This window comes from Epilithonimonas sp. JDS, from assembly GCF_021261315.1.
In the GTDB taxonomy this organism is placed as follows: Bacteria; Bacteroidota; Bacteroidia; order Flavobacteriales; family Weeksellaceae; genus Epilithonimonas.
The window spans coordinates 84,054-101,018 of sequence record NZ_JAJSAX010000001.1; the positions used below are offsets into that span (position 1 = coordinate 84,054).

Annotated in this window: 18 protein-coding genes; 10 read left to right on the plus strand and 8 right to left on the minus strand. The window is 37.0% G+C overall.

All coding sequences use genetic code 11. From position 1 onward, the window contains the following. Positions 1 to 3: 3 nt before the first annotated feature. On the plus strand, positions 4 to 501 hold the full coding sequence (locus LUD75_RS00445) for a hypothetical protein (RefSeq protein ID WP_232703767.1): 498 nt from the start codon (positions 4 to 6) through the stop codon (positions 499 to 501). A 17-nt stretch (positions 502 to 518) separates the two neighbouring features. Continuing rightward, a complete protein-coding gene (locus tag LUD75_RS00450) occupies positions 519 to 1,385 on the plus strand; it encodes an aldose 1-epimerase family protein (RefSeq protein ID WP_232703768.1) in 867 nt (288 codons plus the stop codon). A 106-nt stretch (positions 1,386 to 1,491) separates the two neighbouring features. On the opposite strand, the gene LUD75_RS00455 is transcribed toward LUD75_RS00450, so the two are convergent. Both LUD75_RS00455 and LUD75_RS00460 read right to left on the minus strand, forming a co-directional pair. After that, on the minus strand, positions 1,492 to 2,037 hold the full coding sequence (locus LUD75_RS00455; RefSeq protein WP_232703769.1) for a hypothetical protein: 546 nt from the start codon (positions 2,035 to 2,037) through the stop codon (positions 1,492 to 1,494). A 131-nt stretch (positions 2,038 to 2,168) separates the two neighbouring features. Further along, positions 2,169 to 4,163 carry a S9 family peptidase gene (locus tag LUD75_RS00460; RefSeq protein WP_232703770.1) on the minus strand — a complete coding sequence of 665 codons (1,995 nt, stop codon included), beginning with the start codon at positions 4,161 to 4,163 and terminating at the stop codon, positions 2,169 to 2,171. Between the two features lie 213 nt (positions 4,164 to 4,376). On the opposite strand from LUD75_RS00460, the gene LUD75_RS00465 reads away from it, so the two are divergent. Together LUD75_RS00465 and secG are read left to right on the plus strand one after the other, a co-directional pair. Beyond that, the gene (locus LUD75_RS00465; RefSeq protein ID WP_232703771.1) at positions 4,377 to 4,874 is read left to right on the plus strand and encodes a T9SS type A sorting domain-containing protein; all 498 of its coding nucleotides are present in this window, start codon (positions 4,377 to 4,379) and stop codon (positions 4,872 to 4,874) included. A gap of 61 nt (positions 4,875 to 4,935) precedes the next feature. Then, positions 4,936 to 5,277, plus strand: coding sequence for a preprotein translocase subunit SecG (secG, locus tag LUD75_RS00470; RefSeq protein WP_232703772.1), 342 nt, complete (start codon positions 4,936 to 4,938; stop codon positions 5,275 to 5,277). Between the two features lie 65 nt (positions 5,278 to 5,342). On the opposite strand, the gene LUD75_RS00475 is transcribed toward secG, so the two are convergent. The 5 genes from LUD75_RS00475 to LUD75_RS00495 form a co-directional block, all read right to left on the minus strand. Further along, entirely contained in the window at positions 5,343 to 5,939 is a 597-nt protein-coding gene (locus tag LUD75_RS00475; protein ID WP_232703773.1) for an HD domain-containing protein, read from the minus strand. Between the two features lies 1 nt (position 5,940). Further along, complete coding sequence (locus tag LUD75_RS00480; protein ID WP_232703774.1) at positions 5,941 to 6,624, minus strand: hypothetical protein; 684 nt, start codon at positions 6,622 to 6,624, stop codon at positions 5,941 to 5,943. A 183-nt stretch (positions 6,625 to 6,807) separates the two neighbouring features. Continuing rightward, complete coding sequence (gene pepE / locus LUD75_RS00485) at positions 6,808 to 7,500, minus strand: dipeptidase PepE (RefSeq protein WP_232703775.1); 693 nt, start codon at positions 7,498 to 7,500, stop codon at positions 6,808 to 6,810. A gap of 582 nt (positions 7,501 to 8,082) precedes the next feature. Continuing rightward, positions 8,083 to 9,321, minus strand: a complete 1,239-nt coding sequence (locus tag LUD75_RS00490; RefSeq protein WP_232703776.1) for a hypothetical protein — start codon at positions 9,319 to 9,321, stop codon at positions 8,083 to 8,085. A 28-nt stretch (positions 9,322 to 9,349) separates the two neighbouring features. After that, a complete protein-coding gene (locus LUD75_RS00495) occupies positions 9,350 to 11,803 on the minus strand; it encodes a TonB-dependent receptor (protein ID WP_232703777.1) in 2,454 nt (817 codons plus the stop codon). Between the two features lie 286 nt (positions 11,804 to 12,089). Between LUD75_RS00495 and LUD75_RS00500 the strand changes: the two genes are divergently transcribed. The 6 genes from LUD75_RS00500 to LUD75_RS00525 all read left to right on the plus strand — a co-directional run bounded on the left by LUD75_RS00500 (position 12,090) and on the right by LUD75_RS00525 (position 16,186). Next, positions 12,090 to 12,644, plus strand: coding sequence for an L-threonylcarbamoyladenylate synthase (locus LUD75_RS00500; RefSeq protein WP_232703778.1), 555 nt, complete (start codon positions 12,090 to 12,092; stop codon positions 12,642 to 12,644). A 319-nt stretch (positions 12,645 to 12,963) separates the two neighbouring features. Continuing rightward, a complete protein-coding gene (locus tag LUD75_RS00505) occupies positions 12,964 to 13,203 on the plus strand; it encodes a DUF6364 family protein (RefSeq protein WP_232703779.1) in 240 nt (79 codons plus the stop codon). Then, on the plus strand, positions 13,203 to 13,610 hold the full coding sequence (locus LUD75_RS00510) for a PIN domain-containing protein (RefSeq protein WP_232703780.1): 408 nt from the start codon (positions 13,203 to 13,205) through the stop codon (positions 13,608 to 13,610). Before LUD75_RS00505 ends, LUD75_RS00510 begins: the two co-directional genes overlap by 1 nt. A 57-nt stretch (positions 13,611 to 13,667) precedes the next feature. Further along, entirely contained in the window at positions 13,668 to 15,092 is a 1,425-nt protein-coding gene (locus tag LUD75_RS00515) for an HD domain-containing protein (protein WP_232703781.1), read from the plus strand. A gap of 3 nt (positions 15,093 to 15,095) precedes the next feature. Next, the gene (locus tag LUD75_RS00520; protein WP_232703782.1) at positions 15,096 to 15,746 is read left to right on the plus strand and encodes a hypothetical protein; all 651 of its coding nucleotides are present in this window, start codon (positions 15,096 to 15,098) and stop codon (positions 15,744 to 15,746) included. Next, positions 15,746 to 16,186: a GreA/GreB family elongation factor gene (locus tag LUD75_RS00525; protein ID WP_232703783.1), complete on the plus strand. Its 441-nt coding sequence runs from the start codon at positions 15,746 to 15,748 to the stop codon at positions 16,184 to 16,186. Before LUD75_RS00520 ends, LUD75_RS00525 begins: the two co-directional genes overlap by 1 nt. A 53-nt stretch (positions 16,187 to 16,239) precedes the next feature. On the opposite strand, the gene LUD75_RS00530 is transcribed toward LUD75_RS00525, so the two are convergent. After that, a complete protein-coding gene (locus LUD75_RS00530) occupies positions 16,240 to 16,965 on the minus strand; it encodes a LytTR family DNA-binding domain-containing protein (RefSeq protein WP_232703784.1) in 726 nt (241 codons plus the stop codon).

Below are 16,965 nucleotides of genomic sequence, written 5' to 3' on the forward strand. Positions count from 1 at the left end.
TGTATGATCACAAAAATAGCTTCACTTCTCATATTTCTTACGATTGGTAATTTTAATTTAACCTCAGAAAAAATTAGTCAAACACAAGATTACGACCAATATTGCAATGCCCGTTTCGGCTATTGTGTGGATTATCCCGATTTTCTGAAAGCTCAGCCAGAAAGCCCAAACGGCGACGGCAAAATCTTCATTAATAAAAAAGGTGAGGAAGTTTTGAGGGTTTTTGGTCGGTTAAATCTGGATCCGGAAGGCGAGACGATTTCTCTGGAAAGACAATATAAAATGGATGTTCAAAATCATCTAAAGAAGAAAAATGTCATCACTTATAAAAAATTAGGCAAAACATTTTTTGTAATTTCGGGTTATCGAAATGGGAAGGTCTTTTATCAAAAAACCATCTTGAAAAACGATGCTTTTGCATTTGCCACCTTGCAATATCCAACTAATGACAAAGAAATCTATGACAAGGTTTCGACGGAAATTTTCAAAAAATTCAAATAAAATTTACAATATCAATTATGATTCAACTTCAAAATACAAAAATAAAGGCCTGCTTCAATGAACTCGGTGCAGAACTCATTTCGCTAATTAATCTCGACACAGGAAAAGAAATCATCTGGGAAGGCAATCCTGATTTTTGGGGCGGCCAAAGTCCAGTCCTTTTCCCGACCGTTGGCGCGTTGAAAGATGACAAATATATTTTCGAAGGTGAAACTTATGAGATGCCAAGACACGGATTCGCCAGAAGAAAGTTTTTCGACGTGAAAAGTTCATCAGAAAATCAGGTTATTTTTGAATTAAATTCTGATGAGGAAACTTTGAAATTCTATCCTTTCGATTTCAGTTTGGAGATCAAATATACTTTGACTGAAAACAAGTTGACCGTTTCTTACAACGTGAAAAATACTTCGGAAAAAGAACTGTATTTTTCTTTGGGTGCACATCCTGGATTTGCGATTGACACCAAAAATGGATTGAAGTATGATGATTACGAGATTTCCTTTTCTGATGATGAAAACTTGGAAATCCATCCTTTGATCGATAATCTCATCAGCAAAAAAACCGAAACCATCAACCTGGAAAATAAAACGCTTCCACTTTCATACGAATTGTTCTCAAAAGACGCTTTGGTGATGACCAATATGAAAAGCAAAGAATTGATCCTGAGAAATAATCAAAACAACCACAAAGTGATTTTCACTTTTTCAAACTTCCCATATTTCGGAATTTGGGCGGCAAAAAATGCTGATTTCGTTTGCCTTGAACCTTGGCAGGGAATCGCGGACATCGAAGACCACAACCAGGAATTAACTCAGAAATTTGGGATTTTGAAGTTGGAAAGGAATGAAGAATGGAAAGGTGATTGGGCGGTTGAAATTGAGTGATTTTTCATCGCAAAGTCGCTAAAATTTAAAAATTACAACGCTTTAAAGTCGCGAAAAACAACCCCTTCAGAGTTTAGAACTCTGAAGGGGTTTTCTATTAAAAAAATTACTGCTTATCCAACTTATTCCAATATTCCAGAATCTCATTTTTGATATTCTCTGGTAGATCTTTAAAATTATCAGAATAAACATCTTTCGAATAACCACTTTCCAAAGAAGTTGAGATTTCGTAGAACTCAGCATTTTTTGAGAAAATCAAATGAACAGATTGTTGTTTGAAATCGTAGTCGTTCAATGAATAAATGAAAAGTGCGTCGATGCTTTTGTCTTTATCGTAATTGGCAAAGGACTTTCTTTGTCCCCAAGAACTAATGATTCCCGCGTGCTCGATTTGTTTTTTGGCTTTCACTTTCCATTCTCCATCGATTTTTGTAAATCTTTGGAAAGTCATTTTATCAGGCTTCGCTCCTTTTTCGATTTTTGAAAAGATGAAGACATTGTCCTCATTGTCCGGCGAATTTACCTCGTCCACCTGAACAATTCTAACGCCTTCGAAAGGGAAATTTTTGTAAGAATCCTGGTGCCTTACAATGTTGGAAACTTGCGCAGTCAGCATCGTTCCGATGAATAGCATTGGTAATAAAATTTTCATATTCGTGTTTTTTTATTTAGATAAATATAAAAAAAATGCAGATGATAATTCAACTGCATTTTAATTTTTATTTAAAAACCACCCCGTCAAAAATTAAAAAATTTTTGACACCCTCCATTGGAGGGGGAATTTTAAAGTGTTTCCTTCAACCATTCGAAGAATTCTCTTTGCCAAACCAAACCGTTTTGCGGATGAAGCACCCAATGGTTTTCGTTCGGGAAATAAAGGAATTTGGTTTTCAGACCTTTCAGTTTTGCAGCTTGGAAAGCTTCCTGACCTTGCTCGTAAGGAACACGGAAATCGATTCCACCTTGGATCACCATAATTGGTCTGTTCCACTTGTCCACAAAATTACTTGGATTGAAGTCTGAATACGCTTTTGGTGTTGGTTTCTGCCAATAATTTCCACCTAGATCCCAATTGGCGAACCAGAGTTCCTCAGTTGTTCCGTACCAGGATTTCATATCAAATAATCCGTCGTGTGCAATGAATGTTTTGAATCTATTCTCGTGAACTCCAGCCAGCATAAATACAGAATATCCGCCGTAACTTGCGCCAACAGCCGCTACTCTATTTCCATCTACATATGGTAATGTTTTAGCAAAGTCGGTTGCTGACAAATAATCTTTAATCGGTTGTCCGCCCCAGTCGCCACTGATCGCTTCGTTCCATTTTACGCCCCAGCCTGGCATTCCTCTTCTGTTTGGTGCCACGACGATGTAGCCGTTTGCAGCCATCAAAGCGAAGTTCCATCTCGTGGAGAAGAACTGCGTCAATCCAGATTGTGGTCCACCTTGACAATAAACCAGAGTCGGATATTTCTTATTTGGGTCAAAGTTGGGTGGATAATGGAACCAAACGCCCATCTCTTTTCCATCGGTCGTTTTCACCATTTTCAGTTCAGATCTTCCTTGAACCAACTTGGAATAATTATCTTTATTAATGTCCGTGATCTGTTTCAATACACCTTTGGAATCCACTTCGAAAAGGTCTGCATTGTGGTTGATATCTGTTTTGGTGACCCAAAGTTTGCCTTTGTTTTCGAGTACGATCTCGTTGATATCAAAATCGCCTTTCGTAATTTGTTTTACAGTTTTATTTTTAACATCAACCGAGAATAATTGTTTCGTGCCGCGGAAAGCTGAAGTGAAATAGATCGATTTTGCATCTGCACTCCAGGAAACATCGCCAGTGACACTTTCGTCCCAGGCTTTTGTAAGATTTTCAGACTTCATCGCCTTCCAATCCATGATCATAATATCATTTTTGTCGGCTTCAAAACCGTCTCTTTCCATTGAGTTCCAAAGGAGAAATTTACCATCCGGACTGAACTTCGGATTCACATCGTAACCCATCATTCCTTCTGTAATATTCTTGGTAACGCCACTTGCCAGATCATAGCAGTAAATATCGGTGTTGGTGCTTTGCGCATATTCTGCGCCGCTTTTCTTCTTGGAAACGTAAAGCAACTGCGACGAATCCGGACTCCAAACAAAATCCTCTGCGCCACCAAATGGTTTCTGTGGCGAATCGTAAGCTTTTCCCTCCAAGAGGTCTTTGGCCTTGTCCACAGACTCTGAAATATTGACTGTGAAAACGTGGTTGTACGAACCTTCGTTGAAAGCATCCCAATGTCTGTGATTGAGGTCTGTATAGATTTGAGCCGTCGTTTTTGGCAGATCTTTATACTTATCCTTTCCCAGAAGATCCTCGATATGAACCGCTTTGCTGAAAGCCACTTTTTTCCCGTCTGGAGAAATGACAATATTGTCAACATAACCAATAGAATAGAATTCCGTCCAGGTTTTACCGGAATCTTTTGACAAAAATATCTGTTTGTTTTCTAAAGCATAAATTCCGTTTTTGTCCCACTGTATAAGGCTTTTCTTGCCTAAATCAAGCTTGTTTGCTTTTCCGGAAAGATCCAACCAGAAAGTTTCGGAATTTGACTTTTCGGTTTTAAGGTCTGTTTTGCTGATTTTGTAAATCAATGATTGATGATCTGGAGAAACGGACTGAACGCCCAGCCGATTGAGCGTCCACATGATTTCCGGTGTCATGACCTGTTGTGCATTCATCATAAAAGGTATTGTTGCTGCTGCAGCTATGAAATGTTTGATTTTCATCTGTTTATAATTATATTTTGAAAAAACTCGGACGAAGTTATTAAATTATTATGTAAATTTGGGTTTAACCAATTAAAACTAATTTTTATGAAAAAACTTCTACTCTTTTTTTTACTGATTGCATTTCAGTTATTTTTTGGTCAATTTGAAAATCTCCCCCAGAAGACAGTTTATTTCAAACCCCCGGCTAACTGGACAAATGTTTGTTCTTATATGAACTACATAGATCCGGTTACAACTATTGATTTTTTTCCTCCAGGAAACCAGATGACTGCTGGCTGTGAAGGATGGTACAAGGCAACTTACGCCTTCAATAAAGCTTATGTTGAATTTAATAACTGTAATTATATTGGAGGATCCCCAAATACCAACTATTTATATTACGCTTTGGAAACAGAAACTAATATCTTCTACGATTATTCATCTGGACCAATTTCAAATCCGCCAGCTTGTCTTTTGGCTGTGAATGATCATTCGAAAAAAATTGCAGTTGTGAAGATCTTTCCAAATCCGGTTCAGGATTATGTGAATATAGAATCTAACAAAAATTTCATAGCGTATGAGATTATGGATGAATCCGGAAAACTGATTCTTAGTAAAGATTTCAAAGGAAGCAAAATCGATATCAGCAATTTGAAAACCGGTGTTTATTTTATTAAATTAAAATCTTTGAGCAACGAAACCAATATTGTAAAATTTATCAAGAAATAAGTTTTATTATTGATTAAAATCCATATATTTGCGCTTCAAAATTTATTACTAAGACTATACTATGAGCACAATATTTACGCTGTTTATGATCCTGATTATCATTGCTAGCATCTTATTAGTTATCATCATCATGGCTCAAAATCCAAAAGGAGGCGGACTTTCCGGTACTTTCGGAGGTGCATCTGCTGCAAACTTTGGCGTACAGAGAACCAATGATTTTATGGAAAAAGCAACCTGGACGCTTGGCGGAACTATTGTTGTTTTGATTTTCCTAAGCATCATTCTTACAGGAAAACCTTCGCAAGTAGCTCCATCAATGCCAGTACCTGCAAAAAGTGAGACTCCGGTGAAACAAGCGCCTGCTAATACAGCTCCAGCAACTCAGGCTCCGGCAACAAAATAACAGAAGATTATTCTTAATATAAAAATCGCCTCGAAAAATTTCGGGGCGATTTTCTTTGTCATTAGTTATAAATGTTTTACCAGTTTTTTGTCATCCAGACATCTGCCCATCAGGATTCTGAAACACTCTTCCAAATCATCCGATGATCTGCAAATAGCAGTTTCCAGCATTGTCCGTACCTGCTTTTCTGTAACAGCCGCTTCTGTCCAGCTTTTCGCGGAAGTGTGGGCATTGAGAATAAATGGCATAATTCTGTCAATTGCGCAGGCAAAAATAGCGTCGGGTGTTTTTTCTTCTTCAAACTCAATCCAGAGGTTGTAAAATTGTGTGGAAAGCGGTTCATCCAGAATTCCGAAAATTCTTTTGGCAGCGATTTTCTCGCGCTCGAATTTCCCTTTCATTCCTTCTTCATCAAAGAGAAATGTGTCGCCGGCATCTATCTCCACCAAGTCATGGATTGAGAGCATTCTTATGACTCTTAATAAATCGATATCCGTATTATTTTTGGCATAAGGAAAAAGGATCTGTGCCAGAATGATGATCTGCCAGCTGTGTTCTGCGGTATTTTCTCTTCGGGAATCGTCTGCATTGTAATTTCTTCGGTTGACATTTTTGAGGGCATCAATTGCCAGGATGAAATCTATTTCTTTTTGAATCTTCATTTTAATCTTTATAATAGTCGTTGATTTTGTATTTTTTGGCTTTGCTGATCCATTTGTTATTAATGAAATTCCTTGTCGTGACGGTGACAAATTCTCCACCTTGCGCATCCTCTTCCAGTTCATAGACTTTTTGCAAACCTTGCTTCGGAATTACAGCATATTCTGTCGTGATGTGCCAGCAGCAACCGGATTTTGCTGATGTAATGATTCGTTTCCGTTTGTGATCTGTCTGGAACATGCCGAGATTTTCGTAGGCCAGATTTGTGAGTTCTCCGCTTGGAACAAATTGTTTTTTGGTCGAATTAAAAACGTAAACATCGTACGACGGTCCGCCGTAACCACTTTGATTGCCATTCCGAATTGCGAGATCCTCCGAGCCATCAAAATTAAAATCATCAAAAATTAAAGGACTCTGTTCGTTGTACAGCTGAATGACGTTGACCGTTGGTTTTTGATCGTTGTCCAGAAACAGACTGAGATCGTCTGACTCAAAAGTTTGGAAAAGTTGGTTTGTTTTTTTGTCAATCAATTTTACAATTCCTTTTCCGCCACAATCATCGCCTTTGCAAGACTGAACGGTGATACGAGCATCGAAACGTTTTGAGCCGTCTTTGATGATGTAATTGTTTTGAGTCCAATAAAATTGGCTTATGGCCATTAATAAAAATCCGAATTTAGTTTTCATAAGCTTTAATTTTTATCATTAATAATCAATCGTTGAATACAAATATTCTACCGATATTTCGGAGCTTCGAATGTCAAAATTTGAAGGTTGAATTTAATATTACTAATATCTCGGAGCTTCGCACCTTTGATTTAAAATGTATTCTATTCCTACCAAGATGCCACGACTTCGTCGTTTCAGAATTTATAATTCGGTTCCAGATTCTATTTCGTATGGTTCTTTTCCTTTTTCGAAGATCTTTGTGAGTTCTGAGCCTTCGGTTGTGACTCTGTTTCCTATTCTTCTGATCCAGTTGCCTTCCCTCAGACCAACAACTTTGACGTCGTTTTGGGTCAGGAATTCTTTGATTCTGGTTTCTCTTGTCTCTCCGTTGTGTTTGATTTCGGGATTTGAGTCAAGGTAATGTGGATTGATATTAAAATGAACCAGTTCCATACAGTCGAAACTTGGCGGATAAACGATGGGCATATCGTTGGTGGTTTTCATATTGACTCCGCCAATATTGCTTCCAGCGCTGCAGCCTAGGTATGGTTTTTCTGATTCTATATTTTCTTTCAGGACTTTCATTAATCCTAATTCATGAAGTGTTTTGACTAGGAGAAACGTGTTGCCGCCGCCTGTGAAGAATCCCTGTGCGGAATTGACGGCTTCGATTTTATCTTCGAAATCGTGAAGACCCTTAACATTGATATTGATTGTTGCGAAAAAGTCTTTTGCTTTCTGTGTGTAGTCGTCGTGGGAAATACCGCCTGGTCTGGCGAATGGGATGAAGATGATCTCAGTGATTCCTTCGAAAAGTTTTATGAGTTCGGGTTTCAGATATTCTAAATATTGTCCGCCGAAGAGTGTGGATGTGGAGGCTAGGATGATGTTCATAGTTGCTGGTTGATAGTTGATAGTTGATAGTTGATAGTTGATAGTTGATAGTTGATAGTTGATAGTTGATAGTTGATAGTTGATAGTTCAAATTTCGGGAAATGTTTTTTTATGGCAGTAGAAAATAGTTTGAAGTTTCTGTAATTTATTTTCCGGATGCTGGAATATTGTTTCCAGATGCTCCAATATAACTTACGGATGCAGGAATATTGTTTCCGGATGCTCAAATATAACTTCCGGATGCAAGAATATTGTTTATGGATGCAAGAATATAACTTCCGTATGCTCAAATATAAGTTACAGGTGTTCCAATATAAATTGCAGATTCAAGAATATAAGTTGCAGGTGGTCTAATATTAATAAGAAGATACTTTCTGATATTAACAGGGCGCTCCTATGGAGCTTTGGTTCTTAATGATTGATGATTTTTCTATTAACAGTGTGCCGCTGTGCGGCTTTTTATTAGCATTACACATTATGAAATAGAAAACAAAAAAAGCCCGCAGTGAATTGCGGGCTCAAATAAATTTGATTTGATATGAAGAAAAAAGAAATTTATCCTATTTTCAAGAAACCTGATACTTAAAGAGTACCTGCATCAGCAATGTCGAAGCTGGTAAGACCAGTCCAGCCTTTTGCCCAATCCGGCAATGCTGTACCTGCTCCTGCTCCTGTAGCGTCAGCTTTTACAGTATAATTGTTTGCACCGATACCTTTGAAAGCTGTATCAACACTTATTAGTCTTACATTGGTAATATAAGAAGCACTGGTGAACCAAGTTAAAGTTCTAGGTGTTTCAAAATCAAGACCTGTTTTGAAGTTTGCGATTACAATATTGTCAAATTTACCTTGCGAACCTGCTCTAACTTTTAAACCTTGAGATTCCGGATCTTTTTTGTTTCCGATAAAAGTTGCATTCTTTACTGTTGGATTGGAGATACCTCCATTTGCACCATTCGTCGTATTTGCATCTGTATCCTGAGTATCAGCTTCGATACCTCTGTTTCCTGGCTCTAGTGCGTTTTCATATTGTTTTTTTCTGGCAGCGTAAAGATATTCTACTGTTCCGCTCCAGCTTTCTGTCCAGTCAAAAGAATCATCTCCAACACCAGTCACTACGATGTGGTCTACATTTACATTTCCACCGAACATCTCTACACCGTCATCTGCACCATCTGCTACATAAACGTAAGAAACTTTGGTTGCGCTACCAACTCCAAACAAAGAAAGACCGTTGAATTCTTTTGTAGGGCTGTATTTGAAACCTGAATCTTTGATGACTACATATTGAATAACACTAGCTCCTGCATTGTCAACTTTATCAGTTCCTCCATAGATTGAATCTCCTAATTCTGATGTAGAAGTACCTGCAGCACTTCTGTTTGAAGGTGCATTTCCAAGAAGTACAAGACCTCCCCAATGACCTTGTTTGTGTTCTGTACCTTCGAATACTACAGGATTAGAAGCAGTTCCGTTGATAAAGATCTTGGCACCTCTTTCTACGATAAGATATGATACATTTTTTGCAGCTCCAGTATTAGGATCAAGCTCCCCAGCTGTTGCTTTGAATTTTGTACCTGCAGGAATTGTAAGAGAACCACCACTTTTTACAGCTAATTTACCTGTAATCGTATAAGTTTTAGAAGCATCCAAAGTTACATTACCAGTAATGTCTCCTTTGAAATTATTAGCATCAATTCCTGAATTATCAATAATTGTTTCTTCGGTATTATCGTCGTTACTGTCACAAGATACAACTACTGCTGTTGTAGAAGCTACTAAGGATAGACCTAGAATTGCTTTTAAGAATGTTTTTTTCATTTTATTAAATTTATATTAGTATTATATTTTAAAATTTATAAGCTATGTTAAGTCCAACCTGACGACCTCTCGTGTAATCTTTGTGGATAAAAGTTGCAGAACCGTCCAGATAAGACTGCTCTATTTTGTAATGTGGATTCAATAAGTTTTTAGCACTGATTCCGATGGTATAATTGCTGAGCGTAAAGTTTACATTGGCATCCAAAACATTTCTTGCCAGTTCGTAGAAATTACCAATATTGTTTGTACCGATTGCGTAAAGATTTTTTCCTGTTCTGCTATATGACACTACAAAATCCAATGCGTTATTCGTATTCCATTTGAAGTTGTAGCCTAAATTTACGTTAGCTAAAAAATCTGCAACACCCTGAACGTCTTCTTTGTCCTGACCGCTGAATTGTGCTCTAGTCCCTTGGTTTTCTTTAGCTATTTCTGTTTCGGTTTTTAGTTCTTGCTGAGAGTGCATATAGGTTGCATTTACGAAAGCATATATTTTGGAATTATTCCATTTGTAGATATCTTTTCTGATTTCGAACTCGGCTCCGAAGATATAGGCCCAGTTTGCAACGTTGAAATACGTCATATCCGGAGAAGCGGATGAGAATGTAGTTCTGGCAATTGGATTCTGAATGTATTTTCCAAAACCTGTCAAAGAGATTACTTCTCCTGATTTTGGGAAGAATTCCCACTTCAAGTCTGCATTATAATTATCAGAAGCATAAAGATTGGGATTTCCCAGAACGTTTGTAGTTACGTCATAATACGCAATAGGAATAAGCTCTTTTGCCTGTGGCAAGGTGTAAGTTTTAGAAGCTGCTAATCTTAAATTTTGTCTGTCATTAAGCGTATATTTGGCATTAAGGGCAGGTAAAATTTTATTATATGTTGTATTTTTATTGCCGGTATTCAGAATATCCTGCCAAGCATTATCAAAGTTGATGAAATCGTATCGTCCACCCACCTGCACTACAAATCTATCAGAAAAATTAATATCAACATTTGCAAAACCTGACTGAATATTTCTTTTCATTGTATAAGTACTTCTCGTCACATTATAGTTGAAAGAATCTCTGTTGCCTGCATTAATGTATGCATCTATATCTTCCGGGTTTACCGTAGTTGAAGCAGTGGAATTAAGACCAATTGTTGTCTGTTCGAAGTCTCTGTCTTTGTAAGAGCCGTCATAACCGAAAACTAATTTGTATTTTTCCGCAAATGTTTTGGTCAAATAAATATGGCCTAACACTGTTCCATCATTTAAATCATCAAAATACCTGTGGTTGCTGATACCAGAACTTGCAATCAGCGTATTACTGCCAGCATTGATAGTATTTTGAAGACGATCCGGTCTCTTACTATTCAGCTTATTATAACCCACCGCCCAGTCTCCTGTCCAACTGCCTAGTTTATGATTCCCGGAAAGTTGATTGATCCAGGTATCCGTCAATTTATTATCGCCTCTGTTGATGATTACATTTTGAGAGACATCATTGTTGAATCCTGTATAGATTTTTACATCTTGCTGAGAAGAATGAATGTAATTGGAGGTTAATTTAAATTTATTATTGCTGTTCAATTTATAATCCAAATTGACCAAAGCTGTTGTATTGGTTTGGTAATAAGAGCGTTTTACGTTTTCATATCTACTACTTACAATGCCGTCTGTAAAATAAAAACCTTCCTGTCCTTCGCTGTATTCATAATTGTTATCAAAACCAGCATATGCGAATAATGAAAGCTTTCCAAACGATTTGCCACCTTCGATATTTATACTTGAATTGAACGGATTCTGTGCATTTTTAAAATTCCATTTTGTAGTGAATGGATAAGGTGCTCCTGCTGCGTTGGGATTTCCTTTGATGAAAGTAGATTCTTTAAATCCGAAAAAACCCGGACCACCATCTTGAAGTTTAAAACTACCTTTATCAAAAGTCTGTAGGTTGATACTACTTCCGATTCCCACTTTGAAATATGGTTTTCCGGTATGCTCTTTGGAAACGATATTGATATTGGCTCCGCCAAAATCTCCCGAGAATCTTGGGTTGTAAACCTTATCAAGAGAGACATATTCAATCATTGAGGTTTTGAAAATTTCCAGATCAACGTTTTTATATTCCGGATTTTCTGAAGGAATTTCCAAGCCGTTCAAAGTAGTTCCATTGTAACGATCGCCAAGGCCTCTTACAAAGATCTGCCCACTTCCTTCTTGTTTTAGAGTACCCGTAGCTTTAGTAACAGCAGTGGCAACATCGCCAACACCTTGTTTGGATAACTGGACTGCTCCCACTCTCTCTATCACTTCAACAGATTTTTTCTGAGCTTGAATAATGTTAGATTCTGTACCTTTTTTAGAATTACCGATGATCTTCACTTCATCGATTTTCTTTTCGCCTTTCAGCGTATCGGTTGTAGTTTGTGCCAACAACATTGTGGTTGACATACAAAGAAACAAAGCACTGATGCTTATTGTTTTTGCTTTCATTTTTTGATTTCCTTTTTTCTTCGTTGCCAAAGAAATGCTTTGGAAAGCAATCCGAATGTATAAGAATTAACAACTATTCTTTAATATGCTGTTACGAAAATCAAGATTATGTTAAATACAGGTTAACAGGTTAAGTCAATTTAAAAGTCTGTTCATTATTTGTTAAATTTGCAACAGATAATTTTAACTGCGGAAATTCATAAAAATATTTAAATCATTAAAAATCAATCTTTTATATTTTTAAAAATGTGTTAACATCAGAAATTTCCCAAAAATCACACTCAAAATGGATTTTACCCAAGCCTTAGAAACTTTACGCTCCGGCGGCACCATCCTTTACCCAACAGACACCATCTGGGGAATCGGGTGCGACGCTACTAATATAGATGCCATCAAAAAAATCTTCGACATCAAAAAAAGAGAAGCCAACAAATCACTCATTATATTAGTAGAGTCCGAGAAACGACTTCAAGATCTCGTAGATGTTCCCGAAATGGCGTGGCAAATAATGGACGTCAGCGAAAAACCCGTGACCATCGTCTATGAAAATCCAAAGAATCTACCTAAAGAATTGTTGGCAGAAGATGGAAGCATCGGAATTCGTCTCGTGAAAAATGATTTCTGCAAAAAGCTCATCACAAAACTCAACAAACCTTTGGTCTCCACCTCCGCAAACCTGAGCGGACAAAAGTCACCTTTGAAGTTTTCAGACATTTCTGATGAAATAAAAAACTCAGTAGATTATATTGTAGAAGAATTCCACGACAAGGTTTCGGAATATCCGGGTTCGTCCGTTATCAAGATCTGGAACAACAGCCAGATCAAAATCCTTCGCGAATAAAAAAACCGGCGGATGACCTCTCGCAAGATCATCCGCCGGAAAAATAAACTATGAAAAAAAACTACTTTTTGTATTTACTCTTATCGCAAAAGAAATACCGAAAGATTTTTGCGGACAGAATTTCTCGATTCCAGTTTTTGGATTGAAATTAAAAGTCAAAATGGCTGAGAATTTAATTAATAAATTTCTTCAACCCTTCAGAGTTTAAAACTCTGAAGGGGTTACTTTCACCCAAAATTCCTGTAAATCACAAAAACATTATCATTGGAGAAACAACTTACGTGATAATTTATTATTTTTACACGTAAATAAGATTGTTATGAATACGAAACTCACACTAAATCTTGATAAAGCAATCATAGACGAAGCGAAATCTTATGCTAAAAATCATCAGGTCAGTCTTTCCAAACTCATAGAAAATTATCTGAATTCATTGACGAGGGAGACAAAAAAACAGTCATCGGTCAGCTCTTTAGTTGATAGTCTTACGGGAATCATCCCCAATGATTATGATGAGAAAAAGGATTATAGAAATTACATCGATAAAAAATATCAATAGTGGAAAAAGTTTTTGTCGACACCAATATCATCATCGATCTCTTAGCTAAGCGCGAACATTTTTATAAAGACGCTCAAGATCTTTTCACATTGAGTGATAAAAAAGAGATTCATTTATGTATTTCAGCTTTGTCCTTTGCTAATGCTTACTATTCGATTGCAAAGCATCATAAGGAAGTAGATGCTAAAAAATATTTGGCGAAATTTAAAGTTCTGGTAACTGTTTTGCCTTTGGAAGACAAATCTATAGAATTGGCACTGGCTTCGGATTTCAATGATTTTGAAGATGGATTGCAATATTTCACGGCAATGGACAACGACTCAGACATCATCATTACAAGGAATAAAAAGGATTTCAAAAACTCAAAAATTCCGGTTTTGACAGCAGGAGAATATTTGAAAAAATAACACGACTTCTATTAAAATTTTAAACAAAACCAATTACATTAATTTTTTAAGTACTTAATGCTAATCAACCTCAACCAAAATAAAAACCTCAAACTTTTCAAGATCATTTCTGAAGTCGCTTCCAGAAACGGACAAACCGTTTACGCCGTTGGCGGATTCGTTCGTGATCTCATTATGAAAAGAAAAGTGCCAACCGATATTGATTTCGTCACAGAATCCAGCGGAATCGAATTAGCAGAAAGCATCGCCAAAGAGATCGACCCAAAAACCAAGGTCGCGGTTTTCAAAACTTACGGAACCGCAATGTTCAGATACAAGGATTTGGAATTGGAATTTGTTGGCGCCCGAAAAGAAAGCTACAGTGAAGATTCCAGAAAACCATCGGTAGAAATCGGAACGATTGAAGATGACCAGAAACGCAGAGATTTTACCATCAACGCAATGGCGATTTCATTGAACAAAGAAAATTTCGGCGAACTCATCGACCCTTTTGACGGACTTCAGGATTTGAACAAGAAAATCCTGAGAACGCCACTAGAACCGCATCAAACTTATTCGGATGATCCACTCAGAATGATGAGAGCGATTCGTTTTGCGACAACTTTGGATTTCAAAATCGAAGAAAATTCTTTGAAAGCCATCAAAGACGAAACGGAACGAATGAAAATTGTTTCGATGGAAAGAATAATGGTGGAATTCAACAAAATAATGCTTTCTGACAAGCCTTCAAAAGGTTTGAAACTTCTTGAAGAAACTTCACTTTTAAAATATATTCTCCCAGAACTCACCGCATTAAAAGGCATCGAGGACATCGACGGACAGACGCATAAAGATAATTTCTATCACACATTGGCAGTTGTAGATAATATTTCGGAAAGCACCGATAAACTTTGGCTTCGTTGGTCAGCGCTACTCCACGACATCGGGAAAGCACCGACGAAAAAGTTTGTAGAAGGAATAGGCTGGACTTTTCACGGTCACGAATTTCTAGGCTCGAAGATGACAAAATCGATTTTCAAACGGTTGAAACTTCCACTTGGGCAAGAGCAAAAATATGTTGAAAAACTCGTGAGAATGCACGCCAGACCAATTGCGCTGATTACGGATGACGCTTCGGATTCCGCATTGCGACGTTTGCTTTTTGATTCAGGAGAAGATTTGGAAGACTTGTTCACACTTTGTAAATCCGACATCACGACGAAAAACTATTCTAAGCAAGCCAAATTCAAAAAGAATTTTGAATACGTTGCGCAGAAAATCAAAGAAGTTGAGGAGAAAGACCAGGTTCGGAACTTTCAACCACCGATTTCTGGTGAAGAAATTATGGAACTTTTTGGTTTAAATCCTGGCAGAGAAATCGGAATTTTGAAAGAAAAAGTGAAGGAAGCAATTCTGGAAGGTGAAATTCAAAATGACAAGGTTGAAGCCAGAGAATTTGTGATCAATGAAGCTGAGAAATTGGGATTGACTTTAGTAAAATAATTTATGAAGAAAATATTTTTACTCCTTATATTACTGTGTAGTTTTCAAACATTGTTTTCTCAAAACAAAACTTTGACAGCTGTGATAGGGAAATCAAATTCGCGACTTTTGTATTACGAAATTCAAATCAATGACGTTCATTTCCAAATCAGTGAGGCTGGAGATTATATGGGATTTTATCTCGAAAATAGCGAGGGGAATTTCACCTATTATGATGACTTCAATAATGATGGAACATTCGGAAAACTTAAAACGCAAGGCGCGAAAAAAATAATCTATTGGGATGATTATAATTTTGATGGTGTAAAATATGGCAAGCCCAAGTCTATCGCAGATATTGACCTTGATTATTGGCGGGACGAAACTTTTGACAGAATTAAATTCAAAAAACTGAAAAATATTGGTACAATTAAAATCGACTATTTTGATGATGAATTTTCTGATAAACATAATTACGGGAAAATCAGAAAAATAGGAAAAATCGTTGTCTCTTACAGAGATAATTTTGTTTTTGATGCCAATAAATACGAGCAAATCAAACAAATCGGAAATACGACCTTTGAATATTGGGATGACACTTTTGATAAATCTACAAGTGGAAAATTGAAATCTATCAATGGCAAAAATCCGAACGTTAAAATCACTTTAAAATAATGGACAAAGCATCTCTCCTTAGTTTGATAAAGGAAAAACTCTCCGAAAAAATCGAGAATTTTGAAAAACTGATTTCGGAAACTCGAGCATCCAGCAACGATACCAAAAGTTCTATGGGCGACAAGTATGAAACTGGAAGAGAAATGCTTCAGCAGGAAATCAACAACCTGCAAGTTCAGCTGAATGAGATTTTGAAACAAAAGGAATTCCTAAAAACTGTTTTGCCAAAACCAAATGATAAAGCTGAAAAAGGCGCCATTGTAAAAACGGAAAAAGGTTTGTTTTTCATTTCGGTTTCCTTAGGTGAGATTAAAATTGAAAATGAGAAAATCATCTGTATTTCGCCAGAATCTCCTTTGGCAAAAGCGATGAATGGCAAACAGAAAGGTGAAGTTTTTTCTCTGAATAATATGAGTCAGAAGATTGTGGATATCTTATAAACTACCCCGTCAATTCGCTTAGGCAAATCGCCACCCCTCCAAAGGATGGGAATTTACAAACTCTTTCCACCAATATATTCCATCAACGCATCTTTGTAGTTTGGCGCAATCGCGATTTGCTCTTTTCCTATGACGATGTGATTTCTTTCGATGGCTTCGATTTTGTCCAGACCGATGATGAAAGACCGATGGATTCTCATAAAATTATCAGAAGGCAATTCTTCTTCCAGCTTTTTCAAACTCATCAAAGTTAGAATTGGTTTAGGATTCTCTTTCAGATAAATTTTGACATAATCTTTCAAACCTTCGATGTAGAGAATTTCGGAAAAGTTGATTTTGATTTGCTTGTACTCTGATTTTACGAAGAAAAATTCCTGGTTTTTTTCTGGCCTTGCAATGGAAATTGGTTGTTGAGATTCAAAATAATTTCTAGCTTTTGTGGCTGCACTCAGAAATTCATTGTAATCAAAAGGTTTCAACAGATAATCCAAAGCGTTGACTTTATAACCATCAATCGCATATTGGTCGAAGGCAGTTGTGAAAATGACTCTGCTGTTTTGTAGAACAAGTTTTGAAAATTCCAGACCAGATAAATCCGGCATTTGAATATCGAGAAAAAACAAATCGATGTCTTTATCTTCTTCCAAAACCTGCATTGCCTCGATGGCGTTGTTACATTTGGCTTTCAGTTCCAGAAACGGCGTTTTCAGGACATAACTTTCGATTAGGCTGAGAGCCATTGGTTCGTCGTCGGCGATGAGGCAGGTTATTTTTTTCAT

Bases quoted from the DNA above. Each gene is read 5' to 3' on its own strand.
- LUD75_RS00445 (WP_232703767.1), top strand. From the start codon at position 4: ATGATCACAAAAATAGCTTCACTTCTCATATTTCTTACGATTGGTAAT.
- LUD75_RS00450 (WP_232703768.1), top strand. From the start codon at position 519: ATGATTCAACTTCAAAATACAAAAATAAAGGCCTGCTTCAATGAACTC.
- LUD75_RS00455 (WP_232703769.1), bottom strand. From the start codon at position 2,037: ATGAAAATTTTATTACCAATGCTATTCATCGGAACGATGCTGACTGCG.
- LUD75_RS00460 (WP_232703770.1), bottom strand. From the start codon at position 4,163: ATGAAAATCAAACATTTCATAGCTGCAGCAGCAACAATACCTTTTATG.
- LUD75_RS00465 (WP_232703771.1), top strand. From the start codon at position 4,377: ATGAACTACATAGATCCGGTTACAACTATTGATTTTTTTCCTCCAGGA.
- secG (WP_232703772.1), top strand. From the start codon at position 4,936: ATGAGCACAATATTTACGCTGTTTATGATCCTGATTATCATTGCTAGC.
- LUD75_RS00475 (WP_232703773.1), bottom strand. From the start codon at position 5,939: ATGAAGATTCAAAAAGAAATAGATTTCATCCTGGCAATTGATGCCCTC.
- LUD75_RS00480 (WP_232703774.1), bottom strand. From the start codon at position 6,624: ATGAAAACTAAATTCGGATTTTTATTAATGGCCATAAGCCAATTTTAT.
- pepE (WP_232703775.1), bottom strand. From the start codon at position 7,500: ATGAACATCATCCTAGCCTCCACATCCACACTCTTCGGCGGACAATAT.
- LUD75_RS00490 (WP_232703776.1), bottom strand. From the start codon at position 9,321: ATGAAAAAAACATTCTTAAAAGCAATTCTAGGTCTATCCTTAGTAGCT.
- LUD75_RS00495 (WP_232703777.1), bottom strand. From the start codon at position 11,803: ATGAAAGCAAAAACAATAAGCATCAGTGCTTTGTTTCTTTGTATGTCA.
- LUD75_RS00500 (WP_232703778.1), top strand. From the start codon at position 12,090: ATGGATTTTACCCAAGCCTTAGAAACTTTACGCTCCGGCGGCACCATC.
- LUD75_RS00505 (WP_232703779.1), top strand. From the start codon at position 12,964: ATGAATACGAAACTCACACTAAATCTTGATAAAGCAATCATAGACGAA.
- LUD75_RS00515 (WP_232703781.1), top strand. From the start codon at position 13,668: ATGCTAATCAACCTCAACCAAAATAAAAACCTCAAACTTTTCAAGATC.
- LUD75_RS00520 (WP_232703782.1), top strand. From the start codon at position 15,096: ATGAAGAAAATATTTTTACTCCTTATATTACTGTGTAGTTTTCAAACA.
- LUD75_RS00525 (WP_232703783.1), top strand. From the start codon at position 15,746: ATGGACAAAGCATCTCTCCTTAGTTTGATAAAGGAAAAACTCTCCGAA.
- LUD75_RS00530 (WP_232703784.1), bottom strand. From the start codon at position 16,965: ATGAAAAAAATAACCTGCCTCATCGCCGACGACGAACCAATGGCTCTC.